General features: G+C 64.0%; 17 protein-coding genes. All 17 read right to left on the reverse strand.

Annotation, left to right across the window (positions count from 1 at the left end):
• Positions 1-1,203, reverse strand: coding sequence for a pyridoxal phosphate-dependent aminotransferase (locus LB565_RS20565; RefSeq protein ID WP_224587163.1), 1,203 nt, complete (start codon positions 1,201-1,203; stop codon positions 1-3).
• The gene (locus tag LB565_RS20570) at positions 1,203-2,819 is read right to left on the reverse strand and encodes a hydantoinase B/oxoprolinase family protein (RefSeq protein ID WP_224587165.1); all 1,617 of its coding nucleotides are present in this window, start codon (positions 2,817-2,819) and stop codon (positions 1,203-1,205) included. Before LB565_RS20570 ends, LB565_RS20565 begins: the two co-directional genes overlap by 1 nt.
• Positions 2,816-4,912, reverse strand: coding sequence for a hydantoinase/oxoprolinase family protein (locus LB565_RS20575; RefSeq protein ID WP_224587167.1), 2,097 nt, complete (start codon positions 4,910-4,912; stop codon positions 2,816-2,818). The genes LB565_RS20570 and LB565_RS20575 overlap by 4 nt, the downstream gene beginning before the upstream one ends.
• Positions 4,909-6,579, reverse strand: a complete 1,671-nt coding sequence (locus tag LB565_RS20580; RefSeq protein WP_224587169.1) for a thiamine pyrophosphate-binding protein — start codon at positions 6,577-6,579, stop codon at positions 4,909-4,911. The genes LB565_RS20575 and LB565_RS20580 overlap by 4 nt, the downstream gene beginning before the upstream one ends.
• 122 nt (positions 6,580-6,701) lie before the next feature.
• A complete protein-coding gene (locus LB565_RS20585) occupies positions 6,702-8,105 on the reverse strand; it encodes an FAD-binding oxidoreductase (RefSeq protein ID WP_224587171.1) in 1,404 nt (467 codons plus the stop codon).
• A gap of 53 nt (positions 8,106-8,158) precedes the next feature.
• Entirely contained in the window at positions 8,159-8,914 is a 756-nt protein-coding gene (locus LB565_RS20590; protein ID WP_318012179.1) for an amino acid ABC transporter ATP-binding protein, read from the reverse strand.
• A 9-nt stretch (positions 8,915-8,923) separates the two neighbouring features.
• The gene (locus tag LB565_RS20595; protein WP_224587173.1) at positions 8,924-10,003 is read right to left on the reverse strand and encodes an amino acid ABC transporter permease; all 1,080 of its coding nucleotides are present in this window, start codon (positions 10,001-10,003) and stop codon (positions 8,924-8,926) included.
• Positions 10,004-10,008: 5 nt separating this feature from the next.
• A complete protein-coding gene (locus tag LB565_RS20600) occupies positions 10,009-11,172 on the reverse strand; it encodes an ABC transporter permease subunit (protein ID WP_224587175.1) in 1,164 nt (387 codons plus the stop codon).
• A 97-nt stretch (positions 11,173-11,269) separates the two neighbouring features.
• Positions 11,270-12,304, reverse strand: coding sequence for an amino acid ABC transporter substrate-binding protein (locus LB565_RS20605; RefSeq protein ID WP_224587177.1), 1,035 nt, complete (start codon positions 12,302-12,304; stop codon positions 11,270-11,272).
• Between the two features lie 88 nt (positions 12,305-12,392).
• Complete coding sequence (locus LB565_RS20610; protein ID WP_224587180.1) at positions 12,393-13,340, reverse strand: LysR substrate-binding domain-containing protein; 948 nt, start codon at positions 13,338-13,340, stop codon at positions 12,393-12,395.
• A gap of 81 nt (positions 13,341-13,421) precedes the next feature.
• Positions 13,422-14,171 (reverse strand): SDR family NAD(P)-dependent oxidoreductase, encoded by a 750-nt coding sequence (locus LB565_RS20615; protein ID WP_224587181.1) that lies wholly within the window; start codon positions 14,169-14,171, stop codon positions 13,422-13,424.
• A gap of 10 nt (positions 14,172-14,181) precedes the next feature.
• A complete protein-coding gene (locus LB565_RS20620) occupies positions 14,182-14,892 on the reverse strand; it encodes an SDR family oxidoreductase (protein ID WP_224587184.1) in 711 nt (236 codons plus the stop codon).
• A gap of 294 nt (positions 14,893-15,186) precedes the next feature.
• The gene (locus LB565_RS20625; RefSeq protein ID WP_224587185.1) at positions 15,187-15,975 is read right to left on the reverse strand and encodes a FadR/GntR family transcriptional regulator; all 789 of its coding nucleotides are present in this window, start codon (positions 15,973-15,975) and stop codon (positions 15,187-15,189) included.
• Positions 15,976-16,031: 56 nt separating this feature from the next.
• Positions 16,032-16,379: a RidA family protein gene (locus tag LB565_RS20630; protein WP_224587188.1), complete on the reverse strand. Its 348-nt coding sequence runs from the start codon at positions 16,377-16,379 to the stop codon at positions 16,032-16,034.
• Between the two features lie 13 nt (positions 16,380-16,392).
• On the reverse strand, positions 16,393-17,199 hold the full coding sequence (locus tag LB565_RS20635) for an SDR family NAD(P)-dependent oxidoreductase (protein WP_224587189.1): 807 nt from the start codon (positions 17,197-17,199) through the stop codon (positions 16,393-16,395).
• Positions 17,192-18,004 carry a shikimate dehydrogenase family protein gene (locus LB565_RS20640; protein WP_224587191.1) on the reverse strand — a complete coding sequence of 271 codons (813 nt, stop codon included), beginning with the start codon at positions 18,002-18,004 and terminating at the stop codon, positions 17,192-17,194. The genes LB565_RS20635 and LB565_RS20640 overlap by 8 nt, the downstream gene beginning before the upstream one ends.
• A 3-nt stretch (positions 18,005-18,007) precedes the next feature.
• Complete coding sequence (locus tag LB565_RS20645) at positions 18,008-18,898, reverse strand: 2-hydroxy-3-oxopropionate reductase (protein WP_318012180.1); 891 nt, start codon at positions 18,896-18,898, stop codon at positions 18,008-18,010.
• Between the last annotated feature and the right edge of the window lie 69 nt (positions 18,899-18,967).

Genomic DNA, 18,967 nt, shown 5'->3' on the forward strand with positions numbered 1-18,967 from the left:
TTACTCCACTTGCGCGACGGCGGCATTGATCCGCGCGATCGCCTCGGTCAGCGTCTCTTCGCTGGTCGCGGTCGAGATGCGGAAATAGGGTGACAGTCCATAGGCAACGCCAGGCACCGACGCCACCCGACCTTCGCTCAGAAGGTAGTTCGATACGGCTGCGTCGTCTTCCAACACGACGCCCTTGGGCGTCTTGCGGCCGATCAGGCTGGCACAGCCGATATAGGCGTAGAAGGCGCCTTCCGGCGCCGGCAGTGTCAGCCCGTCGATCTTGCGGATGCCGCCCACAACCAGATTGCGGCGGGACTGGAACGCCTGCCGGAAGCGGGCTACCTCATCCTGCGGACCGTTGAGCGCGGCTACGGTCGCGGCCTGCGCGATCGAGCACACCGAGGTGCAGGACTGGCTCTGGATCGTCGACATCGCCTTGACGAGCGGCGCGGGTCCCGCCGCGTAACCGACGCGCCACCCGGTCATCGCGTAGGATTTCGAGACGCCGTTGACGATCAGCGTGCGGTCCTTGAGCTCCGGGCAGGCCTTGCCGAAGGAAACGAACTCGCGTCCATCGAACAGGATGTGCTCGTAGATCTCGTCGGAAAGGATGAGCACCTGCGGGTGCTTTGCCAGCACAGCCCCCAGCGCCTTGAGGTCTGATTCCGAATAGACCGCGCCGGACGGATTGCCCGGCATGTTGAGGAAGAGCCACTTCGTCCTCGGCGTGATCGCCTTTTCCAGCAGCGCCGGAGTGATCCGGAAGCCGCTGGTCTCCGGGCACTCGACGACGACAGGTGTGCCGCCGAGCAGCTTCACCATTTCGGGATAGGAGACGAAGTATGGCGCCGGTAGGATTGCTTCGTCGCCAGTTTCCAGGGTCGCCATCAGCGCGTTGAAGATGATCTGCTTGGCGCCGTTGGCCACCACGATGTCATCGGCCGCGTAGTCGAGTCCGTTCTCGCGACGGAATTTTCCCGCTATGGCTTCGCGCACTTCGACTGTCCCGGCAGCGGCGGTATAGAGAGTCTGGCCGGCCTTGGCGGCGAAATGCGCGGCATCGATGATGTGGAGGGGCGTCGGGAAATCGGGCTCGCCCAGGCCGAGGTCGATCACGTCCACGCCCTTGGCGCGTAGCGCCTTGGCGGCCTGCGATGCCGCCATCGAGGCCGAAGGCTTCACCACCGAGAGGCGCGAGACAATATAGCTCATCAGTCGTTCTCCGTGATGTAACCCTTGGACCGGTCATTGGCTCGTGCGGCCGCATTGCGTTTGACCGGATCGCCATAGCCGCCGCCGCCCGGCAGTTCGAGGATCAGCCGGCGTCCGGCCGGCACATGCTGCCAACCCTTGGGCCGCATCCTGGTGCCGTCGTCGAGCTTGACCACGCCGGCAACGCCCGGCTTGCCGCCGTTGCGGCCGTGGGCCGGATGATTGACGCGGTCGAACATGGCCGAGAAGTCGAATTCGTGGCCCTCGATGGCGGCGATCTCGATAATCTGTCCCAGCCCGCCGCGGAATTCGCCGTCGCCGCCGGAGTTGGGCCGCAGCTCCTTGCGCCAGATGACGATCGGGCCGGTATGCTCGGTGGCCTCGATCGGCATGGTGTGCACGCCGGACGGGAAGGCTGTCGCCGACAAGCCGTCGAGTTCGGGGCGCGCGCCCATGCCGCCGGAGTTGAACATCAGCACCTCGGCGCGGCGGCCGGATCCGCCTGCAACCGGGCGTGCCGAAATGTGGATGTTCCAGAGGGCCCCGGCGCCTTCAGCGAGGATCTTGCCAGGCAGCGCCTTGGCGAAGGCGCCCAGCACGAGATCGGGCACCATGTGGCCAAAAATGTGCCTGAGCGCCACCGGCGCCGGTCGCACGGCGTTCAGGATGTTGACCGGCGAAGATACGGTGAAGAAGGCAAGCGAGGCGGCGTTGTTCGGGATGTCGGGCGCCACCATGCATTTCAGCGCATAGCAGGCGTAAGCCTTGCTGTAGATGATCGGGCAGTTGATGCCCCAGCGGCTCATCGGGTCGGTGCCGGTGAAATCGACCTCGACATGGTCGTCGCGGACCGAGACGGTGGCCGCAAGCTTGATCGGCTCGTCATAACCGTCGGTCACCAGCTCGTTCGACCAGCTTCCCTTGGGCAGCGCCTCGATGCGTTCGAACATGGCGTCGCGGGTGCGCGAGAAGATGAAGTCGCCGAGCCCGTCGAGGGAGGTGAGGCCGATCTCCTTCATCATGTCGACGAGGCGGCGGTGGCCGACCTCGTTGCAGGCTGCAAGCGAATAGAAATCGCCGACGACCTGGTTGGGTTCGCGGACATTGGCGCGCAAGATGCGGACGAGATCGAGATTGACCTTGCCCTTTTCCGCGAACTTCATGATCGGGATCTGGATGCCTTCCTCATAGACCGACTTGCCGTCGGCTCCGAATCCGCGCCCGCCGACATCGACGACGTGCGCCGTGCAGGCGAAGAAGGCGACGAGCTCGCCATTGAGGAAGGACGGCGACACCATGGTGATGTCGTGCAGGTGGCCTGTGCCCAGCCAGGGGTCGTTGGTGACATAGGTGTCGCCCTCGAACATGTTCTCGCGCGGGATCTCGTTCATGAAATGCAGCACGGCCTCGGCCATGGTGTTGACGTGACCGGGCGTGCCGGTCACCGCCTGCGCCAGCATCTGGCCACGCGGGTCGAACACGCCGGCCGACAGGTCGCCGGATTCGCGCACGGAGGTCGAAAAGGCGGTGCGCAGCAGGGTCAGCGCCTGCTCCTCGACCACCGAGATCAACCGGTTCCACATGACCTGCATGCGGATTTCGCCAATATCACTCATGCTTGGCTGCCTTTGCGGATCAAAAGGATCGCGCCGTCGCTCTGAATAACGGCGTCGAAGCTGGTGGTGACGACGGTGGACGTCTCGCGCTCGACGATGACGGCAGGTCCCGCGATGCGATCGCCCGCGCAAAGTGTGTCGCGCTCGACAATGCCGTAGCTGCGCGGCGCGCCGCTGACCGGATCGAAGACTTCGCGCGTCGTTGTGGGTTCGCTCGATTTCTTGCCGGCGGTGAGTTCGTGCCTGACGACGGCGGGACGAACATCAGTTGCCTTGACCGACCAGGTGACGATCTCGATCTCCAGCCCGTCGAGCCCTTCGATGGCTCGGCCGAAGAAACGCTGGTAGTTCTCCTCGAACAGTTCCTTGAGTTTGGCGACGGCATTTTCGTCGAACGGCTCATCCGCCAGCGGCACAGGAATTTCCCAGCCCTGACCGGCATAGCGCATGAAGGCGGTGATTTCGCAGACGATCCTGCCACTGGCGCCGGTGCGCACAAACCCCTCGGCTGAGGCTTTGAGATCGGCGAGCAGGGCATTCACTTCCATTGACTTGAAGCGCGACAGGCGCGTCAGTTTCGAGGCCAGCGCCTCGTAGCCGAACGGCGCCTTGAGGAAGCCGATCGCCGATCCAACGCCGGCGCCGCGCGGCACGATGCACTGATCGATGCCGAGCTTTTCGCAAAGCCTTGCCGCATGCAGAGGCGCTGCGCCGCCAAAGGCGATCATCAGATTGTCGGAAATGTTCTTGCCGTTCTCGACGGCGTGGACGCGGGCGGCATTCGCCATGTTCTCGTCCACCACCTCGCAGACGCCGAAGGCCGTCGACATCGCATCGAGCGACAGGCGCTCGCCGACATCGCGCAGAATTGCCTGCTCGGACGCGGAGGTGTCCAGCTTGATCGCGCCACCGGCGAAATTGTCGGGATCGAGCTTGCCGAGCACCAGGTCGGCGTCGGTGATCGCCGGGCGCTTGCCGCCGCGGCCGTAGCAGGCCGGACCAGGTTCCGAGCCGGCGCTTTCCGGCCCGGTCTGGATGCGCCCTATGGCGTCGACCCAGGCGATGGAGCCGCCCCCGGCGCCGATCTCGATCATCTCGATCACCGGAATGGAGATCGGCATGCCCGAGCCCTTCGAGAAGCGATAGGTGCGGGCCACCTCGAACGTCCGCGCCGTGCGCGGCGCGTAGTCCTCGATCAGGCAGATTTTTGCGGTGGTGCCGCCCATGTCGTAGGAGACCACCTTTTCCAGGCCGAAGCGCCGGGCGATGTCTGCTGCGAAAATGGCGCCGCCGGCCGGGCCGGACTCAACCAGCCGGACAGGAAATTCCGAAGCGGTCTCCACCGAAATCAGGCCGCCGCCGGAATGGATCATGAAGACCGGGCAGTCGGCGCCCATATCCTTCAGGCGCGTCTGCAGGCGGGCCAGATAGTCGGCCATTTGCGGCCGCACATAGGCGTTGGCGCAGACCGTGTTGAAGCGCTCGAACTCGCGCATCTGCGGCGAGACCTCGGCGCTGATCGAAATTGGGATGGTGAGCTTGCGAGCGAGGATCTCGCGAGCGCGGCGCTCGTGGTCGGGGTTGGCGTAAGCGTGGATGAAGCCGATCGCCACCGACCCGAAATTTTCAGCAGCGATCCGATCGGCAATCGCTTCGAGCGCGGCCTCGTCGAGAACCTGCAGTTCCTGGCCCTCGGCGCCAATGCGGCCCTTGACCGTGAAGCGATCCTCGCGCGGGATCAGCGGCGTCGGCAGTTGCAGGTTGAGATCGTACTGCTCGAAGCGGTTTTCCGTCCGCATCTCGATGACATCGCGAAAACCTTCCGTCGTGACCAGTGCGGTCCTGGCGCCGCGCCGCTCGATCAGCGCGTTGGTGGCGAGCGTCGTGCCATGGATGATGATGCCGATCTCGGCTGCCGAAATTCCGGCATCGCGGATCACCACCTCAATACCGTCGAGGATCGCCTGCTCGGGCGCCGAATAATTGGTCAGCACCTTGGCGGAAAACATCGTTCCGCTGACATCGAGCGCGATATCGGTGAAGGTGCCGCCAATGTCCGCGCCGAGACGGATGCCGTCTGATCTGGAGGTCATGCCTTGGCCTTCTGCGAAGCGAGTGCTGCGTCGCGCATCTGGGAAAGGGTCTGCCGGGGCGTGAGCGCTTCGGGCGAGATAACGATATCGAGAACTGCGCCGGTCGCGGAGCTGAGCGCCCGCTCGAATGCCGCAACGAAATCCTGTGTCGCTTCGACGCGCTCGGCGTGGAAACCATAGGCCTTTGCCAGCGCCACGAAATCCGGGTTCTCGAGCGAGGTACCGGAGACGCGGGCAGGGTAGTTGCGCTCCTGATGCGCGCGGATCGTGCCGTAGATGCCATTGTTGATGATGAGCACGATCGGCTGTGCGCCGGCCTGCATGGCGGTGCCGAGCTCCTGGCAATTCATCTGGAAGTCGCCGTCGCCGGCAAAGCACACAACTGTGCGCTTCGGAAACGCGACCTTTGCCGCGATCGCTGCCGGCAGGCCATAACCCATGGCACCGGATTGCGGGGCGAGCAGCCGGGCTTGCGGTCCGAATTTGAAGAATTTGTTCGGCCAGACAGTGAAGTTTCCCGCGCCGTTGGTGAGGATGACATCGGCTGGAAGACGCTCACGCAGCCAGGCGCTGACTGCCACCATATCGACCGGGCCTGGCTGCACAGGCGCGATGAAGGTGCCTTCATAGGCCTTGCGCGCCGCAGCGCGCCAATCGACCCAACTGCCGTTGACCGGGGTGAGCGCCTTGGCGAAGGCGTTCGGGCCGGCATGGATGCCGATCGTCGGCACATAAATCTTGCCGATCTCCCGGTCGGAGCCGTGCACATGGATCAGTCTTTGACGTGGTACCGGAACCTCGAGCAGCGTGTACCCGTCGGTCGTCATCTCGCCGAACCGCACATTGACGGCCAGGATCACATCCGCATCGCGGATCAGCGTCTTGACGTGCGCAACCATGCCGACGCCGGCCTCGCCGACAAAGACCGGCGAATGGTTGTCGAACTGGTCCTGATAACGGAAAGCGGCGACGACGGGGATGTCGGATGCCTCGGCGAAAGCGCGGAGCGCGGCGCGTCCATCCGCGGTCCAGTTGGCACCGCCCATGAGCAGCACCGGCCTCTCCGCCGAAGCCAGCATCTCAAGTGCCGACACGATTGCCTCTTGCGAGGGAGCGGCTTCGGAGATCGAGGCAGGGCCGTTGAGCGGGGCGGCTTCGGTCGCGGTGGTCAACATGTCTTCCGGCAACGCGACCACGACGGGGCCGGGCCGACCCGTCAAGGCGGTGGTCCAGGCGCGCGCGATAATCTCGGGAAGTCGCGCGACGTCGTCGATCTCGACCGCCCATTTTGCGACCGTCCCGTAGACTGCCCGGTAGTCGATTTCCTGGAAGGCTTCGCGGCCCTTCATGTCGGTGCCGACCTGACCGACGAACAGGATCATCGGCGAGCTGTCCTGCATCGCTGTATGCACGCCTATGCTGGCATTGGTCACGCCCGGGCCACGTGTTACGAAGCAGATGCCTGGCGTCCCCGTCAGCTTGCCGTAGGCGGCGGCCATGAAAGCTGCGCCGCCTTCATTGCGGCACAGCACATAGTCCAGTTTGCCCTTGGTATCGTGCAGTGCGTCGAGAACGGCCAGATAGCTTTCGCCAGGAACGCCGAAGCTCTTGGTCGCGCCCAGGCCGATGAGGCACTCGACAAGAAGGCGACCGCCATTGCGGACCATGCTTCGACATCCTCTTGGAACTTGCGGCAAGCGAACCGAGCCTGCCTTTCGGGATTCATACCTGCACTCTGGCGGATCGGAGCGAAATCAAGAAATGCGGTCCATTCGAAAGTTTTTCTTTATTATCCCGCGCGCACCAGCACGCCGGGATTCATCGTGCCGAGTGGATCGAACGCATCCTTTAGTCGCGCCATGAGAGCCCGCTCCGCCTGACTTCTGTTCCGTTCGGCCATGGCGATCTTGGCGCGACCCAGACCATGCTCAGCGGCAAAGCTGCCGCCCATGCCGGTGACTAAAGCAGCCAGTGCCTCGGCGAACGCTGTGGCCTTGCCGTCGAAATCGGCGCGGCCCTCCGGCGGCGATAGATTGTAGTGGATGTTGCCGTCGCCGAGATGCCCGAACGGATTCATCCGCACGCCCGGAAGAATGTCGCTGCATAATTTCGCGCCCGCCTCGATGAAGCGGGCGATCGCGCCCGGCGGCACGGAGATGTCGTGCTTGAGCTGCTCGCCCTCCAACCGCTGGCCTTCTGGCTGTTCTTCGCGCAGGCGCCAGAACTGCTCCCGCTGCGCGCCCGAATTGGCCAGCGCGCCATCCACGACAAGGCCTTGCTCCATGCCCCATTCCAGCGCCGAATTCAGGATCTCGTCGAGCGGCACCCGCGGCGAACCCGAGGCCACTTCGACGAGCAGATAGACGTCGCCGCGTGTCTCCAACTGATAGGCGAGATCGGGCAGGTGCTTGAGCGCCAGCGCCAGGCCGACATCCGAAAAGAATTCGAGGCCGGCGAGGAATTCTCCGGCCTCGTCGCGCAGGAAGGCGCCGAACGAAACGGCCGCGGCGAAGTCGGACACGACCAGCAGCGCGCTCGCCCGCTGCTTTGGCGTGGGATAGAGCCGCAGCACTGCGCGCGTCACGACGCCGAGCGTGCCTTCGGCGCCGCAGTAAAGCTTGCGCAATTGATAGCCGGCATTGTCCTTCTGCACCGCGCGCAGACCGTCCCACACCGCACCGTCCGGCGTCACAACCTCGAGGCCAAGCACAAGGTCCTGCATCATGCCGTAGCGAAACGCCTGGCTGCCGCCGGCGTTGGTGCCGATCAGGCCGCCGATCCTGGCGCTTCCTTCGGCGCCAAGATGCATCGGGAACATCAGGCCATGCGGCTCAAGCGCCTCGTGCAGCGCGGCGAGCACGACGCCCGCGTCGACGAGGATCGACCCGCTCTCCGGATCCGGTTCGCCGATCGCCGTCATGCGCGAAAGCGAGACGATCACAGCGTTCGGCCGATCGGCGACGGCGCCGCCGCACAGGCCTGTATTGCCGCCTTGCGGGATCACCGCCAAGCCCGCCTCCCTGCATGCCTTGACAACCGTCGCTACTTCAGTGGTGTTCGCCGGCCTGGCGACGCCCAGCGGGGTGACACCATATCGGTTGAGCCAGTCGCGCAGGTAGGGCTCGGCGTCAGTGCCCGAAAGCCAGCCTTTCGGTCCGAGAATCTCACTCAGAGTGGTGACGGGGTCGTTCATTGGGATACCTGCAACGTGCGGCACGCCGCGTATAGACAGCAGCGGCACCCGGCTCAATGACCCAGGACCTGCGACAGGAATTGCCGCGTGCGCTCGCTTCGGCAGGAGGTGAAGAATTCCGCCGGCGGCGCTTCTTCGACGATCTCGCCGCCGTCCATGAAAACCACCCGGTCGGCAACGCGGCGCGCGAAGCCCATCTCGTGGGTGACGCAGATCATCGTCATGCCTTCAGAGGCAAGCGTGACCATGACGTCCAGCACCTCGGCGATCATTTCAGGATCGAGCGCCGAGGTCGGCTCGTCGAACAGCATGAGTTGCGGCTGCATGCAAAGGGCGCGCGCGATCGCGACACGTTGCTGCTGGCCGCCGGAGAGCTGGCCGGGAAACTTCATCGCTTGTTCGGGGATGCGGACCTTCTCAAGATAGCCCCGGGCCGTCGCCTCTGCTTCCGCGCGCGGCCGCTTGCGCACCATCATCGGCGCGATCATGCAGTTCTCCAGCACGCTCATGTGCGGAAACAGGTTGAAGTGTTGGAACACCATGCCGACTTCGCGCCTGATCCCGTCGATGTTGCCGACATCGTCGTTGAGCTCGGTGCCGAGCACGGTGATACGTCCGCCATCGTGCTGCTCGAGCCGGTTGATGCAGCGGATCATGGTGGATTTGCCGGAGCCGGAGGGGCCGCAGACGACGACCTTTTCGCCCCGCTGCACGCACAGGTTTATCTTTCGCAGCGCGTGGAACGAGCCATAGTATTTGTCGAGGTCTTCGATATGCACGGCAGCGCCGGGTGACTGGGTCGAATTCACTTGGGCTTCCTATCGTTCGCCGACCGACATGCGCCGCTCGAGGAAGGCGCCATAGCGGGACAGGCTGAAGACGAAGACGAAATAGATCATGGCGATGAAGGCATAGACCTCGACATAGGCGAAGCGCCATTCGCCGGTGCCGTAAGCGGCGTTGCCCGAAGCCAGGATCTCGAAGAAGCCGACGATCACCACCAGCGAAGTTTCCTTGAACGAGATGACGAACTGGTTGATAGTGGCTGGTAGCGCGTTGCGCATGGCCTGCGGCAGCAGGATGCGGCCGATGCGTTGCCAATAGCTCATGCCGAGCGCCATGGCGGCTTCTTCCTGCCCCTTCGGCACGCCTTGCATGCCGCCTCTGACGATCTCCGCCTGATAGGCGGAGAAGAACAGGGCGGAGCCGAAGATCACCCGGTAGAGTTTGTCGCCTACCATCCATTGCGGCAGCGCGAAGGGCAGGACGACGGCGAAGGTGAACAGGATCGAGATCAGCGGCAGCGAGCGGACGCCATCGATGATGAGACCGGTGGTGCGCGATATCCAGGGCAGGTCCGAGCGGCGCAGCAGCGCCAGGCAGATCGCCAGCGGGAAGCCGATAAGGCAGGTGGTGACGAAGATGAAGAGGGTGAGCGCCAGCCCGCCCCAGGCTTCCTCGCCGACATGGGGCAGGCCAAGCACGCCGCCCTTCATCAGCACGTAGTAGAGGCCTGCCCCGGTCCCCCAGACGAGCGCGATGCGGCGGCCTGTCCAGAAGGCTGGAATGCAGCTCAGCACCGTCATCACCACCACGGCTATACAGGCCAACGCCGAACGCCATTGCTCCTCGAAAGGATAGAGGCCGAAGAGGATGATGCGCCACCTGGCCGCGATGACCGACCAGCACGCTCCCGCCGCCGCCTGGCAGGCCTCGGGCCCGCCGCTTGTCGTGAACACGGCCGAGAAGATCGCCCAGTTGAGCAGCTTCCACACGACGAAAACCATGATTGCCAGGGATATCAGCGAGAGCAGTGTCTGAAGCGGCGTCGCGAAGAAGCGACGCCTCAGGTCTTCGAGCCTGCCCGGGGTAGGGGGAGCGACAATGACCATCTCCATCTCTGTCATCCCCTCAGTTGATTGCCCTTCAGGGCAATGGCCTTGTTGACGCGATTGAAGACGGCGGCGAGGCTGAGATTGATGCCGAGGAATCCGGTCATCAGGATGCCGATCGCTTCCAGCGTCTGGCCCGAGTGGTTAATCGTCAGCGCCACGATCATGAAGAAGTCGGTGAAGCCGACCGCAATACCCATGGTCGTCGCCTTCATCAGCCAGACATACTGGTTGGCGAGGATCGGCAGCATGGCGCGCAGCGCCAGCGGCAGCCGCACCAGCGTGAAGACCCGCCAGGGGCTGAGGCCGAGCGAGAGCGCGGCCTCCATCTGGCCCTTGCCGACAGCCTTGAAGCCGCCGCGCACGATCTCGGCGATGTAGGAACCGCCATAGATGGCGATGGCGATGGCTAAAGCGGAAAACTCCGGCGGAATGCGCAGGCCTCCCTTGAGATTGAGCCCTTGTAAGGCGGGGAAGTCGAGCAGCGGCAGGTCGGGCAGGCGGCCAAACGCGAGGATGACGGCTGCAGTGGCCAGTGCGGTCGCCGCCGCGGTGAGCTGAATGCCAAGCCGCTCGCCGATCGGTTGGCTGAGGCGCGATGTTCGTCCGAGCCAGGCAGGAAGCGCGACGGCCGCGATTATGGCCACGACGGCTGCCACCAATGCCGCGCGCCCGACATTGGGGATCGGCAGGTAGAGGCCGCGGCTGGTCAGCAGCATGCCGAAGGCCTCATGTGCTGCACGCGGCGTCGGCAGATGGGTGATCACCGCGTACCAGAAGAAGACCTGAAGGATCAGTGGGATGTTGCGGAAGATGTCGACATAGGTGCGGCCGAGCAACCGCGCCAACTCGTTCGAGGAGGTGCGCGCCAGGCCGACTATCGTTCCGACGATCGTCGCCAGCATCAGCCCGACGGTACCGAGAAACAGCGTGTTGACGATGCCGATGAGGAAGTACCACCAATAGGGGTCATTGGCCGTGGCAGGCAGCAGCGAGAAGTTCACGTCCCAGCCCGTCGACTTGAACAGGAAGTCGAAGCCGGACGTGATGCCTTGCTCAGCAAGGTTCCGCCTGGCGATCATCACGCAGGCGAGGACCAAACCGCTAAGCGAGCCGACGTAAAGAACCTGCAACAGCGTGTTGCGGACCCTCTGATTTCTCAGCAGGCTGATCATCGGCATCTTCCCAAATTGGCGCCGGCTCCGCCCGGCAGGAAGCCGGGCGAGGCTCGAAGCGATGCGATAGGAACGGATCAGTCGATCACCAAGGGGATCAATCGATCACCAGCGGGAACAGGACGCCGCCATTGTTCCAGAGGTTGGTCAGCTCGCGATCCATCTTGTAGGGCGAGTTCTTGCCGAGATCGCGATCGAAGATCTCGCCATAGTTGCCGACCTTCTTGATCACGTTGTAGGCCCAGTCGTCGGACAGGCCGAGACCCTTGCCCATACCAGGGGTGACGCCAAGGAATTTCGCCACTTGCGGCGAGGTCGGCTTGGTCTTGAGCTCGTCGACGTTCTTGGAGGTGATGCCTTCCTGCTCGGCGAAGATCAGGGTGCTCAGCGTCCAATTGGCGATGTCGACCCAGTTGTCGTCGCCCTGGCGCATGATCATCACTTCGGGTTCGACGGCGAGCACGTCGGGCAGGATCACATGGTCCTCGACCTTGCTCTTGGCGATGCGGGCGATGGCCAGCGTCGGGCCCCATTGCGCATAGAGATCGCAGCGGCCGGAGAAATAGGCCTGTTCGAGTTCTTCGGTCTTCTCGATCAGCACCGGCTCGAGCTTGATGCCGAGCTTCTGGGCGTAGGCTGCGACCTGCTGCTCCTGCGAGGTCCCGGCGGGGATGCAGATCGTGCCGCCATTGGCGTCCTTGAGCGACTTCAGATTGAGCTCCTTATGCGCCATTACCTTGGTCGTGCCGAGGTAATAGGACATCGAGAATTGCAGGCCGAGCTCGGTGTCGCGGCTGAGCGTGCCGCCGGACGCCTTGATGATGATGTCGACGTCGCCCGACTGGAGCGAAGGCCAGCGCTGCGCCCAACTGATCGGCACGACCTTCAGCTTCGCCGGATCGCCGAACACGGCCGTGGCCATCGCCTTGCAAAGGTCGATGTCCATGCCCTTCCAATTGCCCTTGTCGTCCACCTCGGCGAAGCCGAGATAGGAGCCATCGTGGCCGGTGCAGTTGAGCACGCCGCGGGCCTTCACGGTCTCCAGCGTCTTGCCGCCGGCGGCTTGCGCCGGTGCCGCCAGATGAACGAGGCCCAGGGCTATGGCAGCGGCCCCCCATTTGGTCATTTTCATGTTTGTTGTCTCCACTGTTGAGGTTGTTCCGTTTCTTGTTGTTGGAGCCCCACAAGATTGCTTCGGAGCCCGGTCTAGAAGCCGCTCCCTATTCGGAAAGCGGAGTCGGTTTCGGCAAGGAGAGCTTGAGGTCGCTGCGCCAATCCTGCTGTGCCAGCCAGCGATGCAGCGCGGCCACCGCCTTCACGCGCAGATGCCCGCGCGGGACGACGAGGTAGAAACCGGGGACTTCCTCCGGCTTCATGTCGGCGATGGCATCGCGGCCGATCGGCGCGACCAGCGCGCCGGAGCGGAAATCCTCCTCGGCGTCGATGACCGAAACCAAACCGACGCCGATGCCTTGCAGGGTCGCCCGGCGCATGGTTGCCGCGTCGTCGAAGCTGACGCTGCGGTCGCCATCCGTCAGCTCTACGCCGAGGTGTCGCAATATGTCCGGCCACAGGCGCTTCGACTTGACGGTGTCGAGCAGCGTGAATTTCGTCAGATCATGCGCCGACTTGATCTTCTCGCCGATCGCCGGCGTGCAGCAGATGATCTTGGGGTCCGGCACAAGCAGGGTGGTCTCGTAGTCGGGCCAGTTGCCGTAGCCCCACTGCACCGTCATATCGATGTCGTCGCGCCCGAAGTCGGGCAGGTCGACCATCGTGGTCAGGCGAAGGTCGGCGCCCGGCAGGATCTCGCGGAAGAGCGAAAGCCTGGGCAGCAGATAGTGCGTGGCGAAATAGGGGCTGGCATTGAGGTTGATGCGATCGCGATAGTTCGACTTGGTGACGCGGCGCACGCCCTCGGAGAATTCGTCGAAGCCCGCCTTGACGTAGTGCGAGAGCAGGATCGCCGACTCGGTCAATTCGATCGAGCGGCCCTTACGCTCGAACAAAGTGACCTGCAGCGTGTCTTCCAGGAGCTTGATCTGCTGTCCGACCGCCTGCGGCGTCACTAGCAGCTCGTCGGCGGCCTGCCGAAAGCTCTTGTGCTGCACGACCGCGTGGAAGACGCGCAGAGCGTTGAGCGAGGGAAGGCGAAGCTTGCCGGTCATGGTGAATTCCGCCTCCTTTCGTTCGAGACTCCATCGGTCATGCACTGCTGGATATCAGCCGTGCCCGGCTGGCGAAGTTGGTCAGGCGTAGATGTAACCACCTGAAACGATGACATTTTCGCCGGTCATGTAAGTGTTCTTGGGGCCGCCGGTCATGAGCACCCATTCGGCGATTTCGGTCGGCTCGGCGCCGCGGCCGAGCGGGCTTGCCTTGGCCAGCTCCTCTAGGAAGCCGAGCGCCTTCGCCTTCTCGGTCGCCATGCCGGCCGGCGCGACGGAGTTCACCAGGATGCCGTCCTTGGCGACGTAATGGGCGAAGGACCGCGTCAGGCTGACGACCGCTGCCTTTGTCGCCGCGTAATGGGCGTTCTGCGGATGCGCCTTGAAGGCGTCGACGGACGTCAGGTTGACGATGCGGCCACGCACTTGGGCTTTCGGTTCCTGTGACTGCATGTGGCGGACCGCCACCACCATCATATGGTAGGTGCCCTTGATGTTGATGCCGTTGGAGGCGTCCCACTCGGCATCGGTGATCTCAAGCAGCGGCCGGCGCGGATAGATGGCGGCGCAGTTGATCAGCGTGTCGACGCGGCCGAGCTTGGCCACGATGGCATTGAAAGCGGCATGGCATTGCGGGCCGACCTGGATGTCGCAGGTTGCGGCGGCGGCCGGCAGGCCCTTGGCCTTGGCCGGGGCTAGCGCGCTCTCCGCCGCTGCCTGGTTGATGTCGATGATGCCGATCTTGGCCGCCCCGGCCTCGACAGCCATTTTGGCCAGGAGCGCGCCGAGGCCGGCACCGCCGCCAACGATCAGAACGGAAAGGTCTTTCATCCTGTTTTCCTTACTTGGTGCCGCTCGGTGAAGTTGGCCAGGTCGGCATGATGTCGAAACGGGTAACGTCGGCCCATGCCGGGAGCGCGAGCACCGCAACGACCATCCTGGCCACGTCATCGGGCTGCACCACTTTGCTGGCGTACATGGCGGCGCGTGCCTTGGCGTCGAGGATGTCCTGGTAGAGCTGCGTCTCGACGCGGCCTGCGACGATCTCCGTGACGCGGATGCCGGACGGGGAAAGATCGGCGCGCAACGCGGCGGCAAAACCGGAGATCGCCGCCTTGGTTGCCGCATAGACGGCAATGTTGGAGAACGCGGCGTGGCCCGCGACTGAGCCGGTGAACAATATGTGGCCCGACTGCCGCTCGCGCATCTGCGGCACGACGAGCCGGGTGAGCAGGATCGCCGCGCTGAGATTGACCTCAAGAGTAGCGTCGATGTCGGCGATCTTCATGTCGGCGAAATTGCCGAGCGGCGGCATGATGCCGGCATTGTTGATCAAGACGTCGATGGTGAGATCCGCCAGCACCGATTCCAGAGCCTCGCGGTCGGTGACGTCGACGGCGATGGGGACGATGCCCGGGCGCTCGGCCTGCAGCTCCTTCAGCGCTGCTTGGCTGCGACCGATCGCATAGACGTCGTAACCGGCGTCGCTCAACGCGATCGCCATGGCTCGTCCTATGCCGCTCGTCGCTCCGGTGATGAAGGCTGTCGCCACGTGGGCCTCCCCATTTGCGGCTTCCCCATTGCCTGACCTTGAGTGTGCGGCGTGGGCCGACGCCGCGAAACCAAGAAAACCAGCAAAAAGGAAAGATAAACTTTCGAAAGCCTTGCTGCCGGCCGGAATATTCCAACGTGCCTGTGCGACCGCAAACGCAGCCAGTTCAAGGAAAACAACGTCATCAGCGCGCGAGAGTGGGTTGTCGGCCGCAAACTGAGAAAAAACATGGCTTTCGCAAACGGCTGGCGGGGCGCGCAACGACGGAGGCGAACGACATCGAAACCGGCCAAACTACCCGGCCGTCGGCACGGGCTTTCGCAGGTCGGTGAAAAGCGAGGCCGCAGCGGCTTTCTGCTCCGCTTCGGTTGCCTGGATGCCCGAGGCTTTCGCCAGCGCGCGCACGCGTCCCAGGCTGTTCTGCAGATGCTTGCGCATCGCCTGGCGGGCTTTGCTTCCGTCCTGCCTTTCGATGGCATCGACAATGGCTTTGTGCTCGCTGTGGATGCGCGCGTAGTAACTGTCCTTGAGTGCCGGCTCGACTACATAGCCGAGTTGGAAACGCGGCACGATCATCGGTCCGAGATAGGCGAGGAAACCATGAATGAATTCATTGCGCGCCGCCTTGGCGATCGCGAGATGGAAGTCGTAGTCGTAGTGAATCTGAACGGCGGCGGGGTCCGCATGCCGGGCGTCGATGTCGTCCATCATGACGCGGATATCGCGTGCCTCCTTGTCGGTCCGCCGTTCCGCGCAGAGCCCGGCGGACTCCACTTCAACGCTCAGCCGCAATTCGAGCAGCGCGATGGTCTCCGGCAGGGTGCGCAGCGCCTCGTCGGGAATCGAAAAATTGCGCGGGGTCGGCGTTTCGCTGACGAACATGCCGCGCCCCTGCTGCGGCACAACCATGCCTTCTGAGCGCAGCCTCGCCACCGCCTCGCGCACGACCGTGCGGCTGACATCGTATTCGGCGCAAAGCTCCGCCTCGGTCGGCAGCTGTGCGCCGGGCTGCAACTGACCGGAGCGGATCTTTTCGGCCAGGCTCTCCGCCACCAGGGTGGAAAGCGGCTTGCGCTTCGTCATTGAGGTCCTTCCGTTCAAATTCAGAATCGGGATGATGCCCGAACCGGCAAGACCATTCAAACCGCCGCGGTGACGATCAGTTCGACCAGCATGCCGGGCTTGGCCATCCGTCCTTCGCCAGAGGAGCGCGCCGGCGCATGCTCCTTCGGCATCCAGGTGTCCCACACCGTATTGACCTCGTCGAAATCGCGCACGTCGTCCAGCCACATCTGGACGTGGAGGATGCGGGTCTTGTCGGTGCCCGCCCTGGCGAGCAGCGCGTCGATCTTGCCGAGTACTTCACGCATCTGGTCGGCCGCGGACTGGCCTGGTCTCGCCACCTGGCCGGTGAGGTAAAGCGTGCCGTTGTGGATGACACCGTGATGAATGCGGGTGTCGAAGTCGAAGCGCTGGATGTCGCTCACTGGGTTTTCCTCGTCAGATCGCCGGTGTCTGCCGGATGGGGTTGCCCTGCAGGTATTGCGCGTAAGGCGCCTGGACGAGCCAGCCGGCATCGACGGGCAGCGTGACGCCGGTGATCGAGGCGGCGCGGTCAGAGCAGAGGAACAGGGCCGCCTCGGCAACGTCGCGCGGCTCGATGAAGCGGCGCAGCGCGGTCGTGGCCTGGATGGCTTGCGGGTTGCGCTCGCCCTTGGCGATCTTGGCCTTCAGCCCGTCCGACAGCGTGTAGCCCGGCGCCACGGCGTTGACGCGAACGCCATGGGGGCCGAGTTCCGCCGCAAGCACCTGTGTCAGCGCCAGCACCGCGTGCTTTCCGGGCGTGTAGGCCGGCAGCGACAGCGGCGCGAAGGAGGCGAGCGAGCCGACATTGAGGATCGCGCCGCGCCCGGCCGCCGACATCAGTCGGCCGAACACTTGGCAGCCGAGTAGCGTGCCGCGATAGTTGATGCGCCACATCTTCTCGTCTTCGTCGAGATCCTGGTCGAGGACGTGCTTGCCGCTCTGCAGGATGCCGGCGCAGTTGACCAGGATGTGCGGAGTGCCGAACGCGCTCACGACTTCCGTCGCCAGAGCCTCGACGGAGACGGGATCGGCGACGTCGGTCTGGACGAAGAGGGCGCGCGGCGCGCCGCCACTCTCGCAGGCATCGGCGGCTTTCTTGCCCCGAACAGCGTCGCGGCCAGACACGACAACCTGATAGCCGTCTTCTGCGAAGCGCTCGGCGATCGCGCGGCCGATCCCGGACGTGCCGCCGATGACGACGGCGCTCGATACGTTAGCCATGGCGGCGGTCCTTCCGCTCGATGTCGAAGAATTCGGCCATGGCCTCGACCTGGAAATCCATCATCGGGCGCCCGGGCTGGATGCGGCAGCCGACAGCCTTGGCCGCCTTGAGAAGCGCCGTCTCGGCCGGCTCCATGATGATGTCGACGACCGTCATATCCGACGTCAGCTTGCTCACATCCATCGGCAGCGGATCGCCGGCTTTGAGGCCGGACGGCGTGGCGTTGATCGCAATATCCATGCCTGACGGGTCGGGTTGGCCGACCTCGATGCGGCAGTTGGGAAAGGTCGTGTTGACCAGCGCGGCAAGCTTTTGCGCGCGCTCCTTGTCGATGTCGGTCAAACGGATTTCCGCCGCGCCTTCCTCGGCAAGGCAGTAAGTCAGCGAGGCGCCAGCGCCGCCGGCGCCGACCTGGAGGATGCGCTTGCCGGCGATCCGGTGTCCGCCCGCCTTCAGCCCATCGATGAAGCCGACTCCGTCGAAATTGTCGGCATACCAGCTGCCGTCCGGCTGGCGGCGCACCGAATTCGCGCTCTGCACGCGCGCGGCGCGATCATGGGCGGCAGCGCATTTGTGGTAGACCGGAACCTTGTAGGGCACCGAAATGATCACGCCGCGGATATTTTCCGCCGCAGTAATGCCGGCCCAGAAAGTATCGAAATCCTCCGGGCGGCAGCTCAGCGGCACCATCAGGCTGTCGAGCCCCTTCTGCTCGAAGATATCGTTGAAGATACCAGGGCTCTTCGCATGACCCACAGGATGGGCCAGCATGACGAAGACATCGGCCTTGCCGGTTCCGCGCATCGGTTATTCCTTTCCGTTTGACAGTTCGTGACCGCTAAGGGTTTCGAGGGCCCGCACAAGGGACGAATGATCCGCCTCCGCGCCGCCAGCCTGTGCCGAACAGGCGTTCATCAGCTGCTGCGTCGTTGCCGTGCCCGGCAAGGCGACGCCAAGCGCGCGGGCGCTTTCTAGCGCGAGGTTGAGATCCTTCTGATGAAGCCGGACGCGAAAGCCTGGCGCGAAGGTGCGGGAAATCATGCGCTCGCCATGCACTTCGAGCACGCGGGAAGAAGCAAAGCCGCCCATCAGTGCGGCGCGAACTTTCGCCGGGTCGCAGCCGGCCTTGCTGGCAAAGACCAGCGCCTCGGCGACGGCTTCGACGTTGAGTGCGACGATAATCTGGTTGGCGATCTTGCAGATCTGGCCGGCGCCGTTCTTCTCGCCGATCAAGGTGATGTTCTTGCCGAGCTTCTCAAAGATCGGCAGCGCGCGCTCGAACTCGGCGGCCGGCCCCCCGACCATGATGGTAAGTGTGGCCGCCTTGGCGCCGACCTCGCCGCCGGAGACGGGCGCATCGAGATAGCCTGCGCCGGCTTCCCTGATCCTTGCCGCGAATTCGGCGGTGACGATCGGGCTGATCGAGCTCATGTCGATCACCAGCTTGCCGACCGAAATTCCTTCGAGCACCCCGTTCCGTCCGAGCAGGACGCGCTCCACGTCGGGCGTATCCGGCAGCATGGTGATGACGATCTCGGACATCCGCGCCACCTCGGCGGGGGAGGCGACGACTGTTGCCTTTAAGTTCCTTGGAAGAGGGGAGCGGTTCAGGACCGTGACGATCTCGTGCTCCGCATCGGCGAGATGCCGCGCCATCGGCGCGCCCATGACGCCAAGCCCGATGAAGCCGATTTTCATACGCAACTCCCGTTCCGCGTCAGAGCGCCTTGCAGTTCAGATTTGAGATATGATATAGGACATCATACA

Source organism: Mesorhizobium sp. CA14, from assembly GCF_020165195.1.
Taxonomy (GTDB): Bacteria; Pseudomonadota; Alphaproteobacteria; order Rhizobiales; family Rhizobiaceae; genus Mesorhizobium.

Coding starts and splice junctions, on each gene's coding strand:
- LB565_RS20565 (WP_224587163.1), bottom strand. CDS start 1,203: ATGAGCTATATTGTCTCGCGCCTCTCGGTGGTGAAGCCTTCGGCCTCG.
- LB565_RS20570 (WP_224587165.1), bottom strand. CDS start 2,819: ATGAGTGATATTGGCGAAATCCGCATGCAGGTCATGTGGAACCGGTTG.
- LB565_RS20575 (WP_224587167.1), bottom strand. CDS start 4,912: ATGACCTCCAGATCAGACGGCATCCGTCTCGGCGCGGACATTGGCGGC.
- LB565_RS20580 (WP_224587169.1), bottom strand. CDS start 6,579: ATGGTCCGCAATGGCGGTCGCCTTCTTGTCGAGTGCCTCATCGGCCTG.
- LB565_RS20585 (WP_224587171.1), bottom strand. CDS start 8,105: ATGAACGACCCCGTCACCACTCTGAGTGAGATTCTCGGACCGAAAGGC.
- LB565_RS20595 (WP_224587173.1), bottom strand. CDS start 10,003: ATGGAGATGGTCATTGTCGCTCCCCCTACCCCGGGCAGGCTCGAAGAC.
- LB565_RS20600 (WP_224587175.1), bottom strand. CDS start 11,172: ATGATCAGCCTGCTGAGAAATCAGAGGGTCCGCAACACGCTGTTGCAG.
- LB565_RS20605 (WP_224587177.1), bottom strand. CDS start 12,304: ATGAAAATGACCAAATGGGGGGCCGCTGCCATAGCCCTGGGCCTCGTT.
- LB565_RS20610 (WP_224587180.1), bottom strand. CDS start 13,340: ATGACCGGCAAGCTTCGCCTTCCCTCGCTCAACGCTCTGCGCGTCTTC.
- LB565_RS20615 (WP_224587181.1), bottom strand. CDS start 14,171: ATGAAAGACCTTTCCGTTCTGATCGTTGGCGGCGGTGCCGGCCTCGGC.
- LB565_RS20625 (WP_224587185.1), bottom strand. CDS start 15,975: ATGACGAAGCGCAAGCCGCTTTCCACCCTGGTGGCGGAGAGCCTGGCC.
- LB565_RS20635 (WP_224587189.1), bottom strand. CDS start 17,199: ATGGCTAACGTATCGAGCGCCGTCGTCATCGGCGGCACGTCCGGGATC.
- LB565_RS20640 (WP_224587191.1), bottom strand. CDS start 18,004: ATGCGCGGAACCGGCAAGGCCGATGTCTTCGTCATGCTGGCCCATCCT.
- LB565_RS20645 (WP_318012180.1), bottom strand. CDS start 18,898: ATGAAAATCGGCTTCATCGGGCTTGGCGTCATGGGCGCGCCGATGGCG.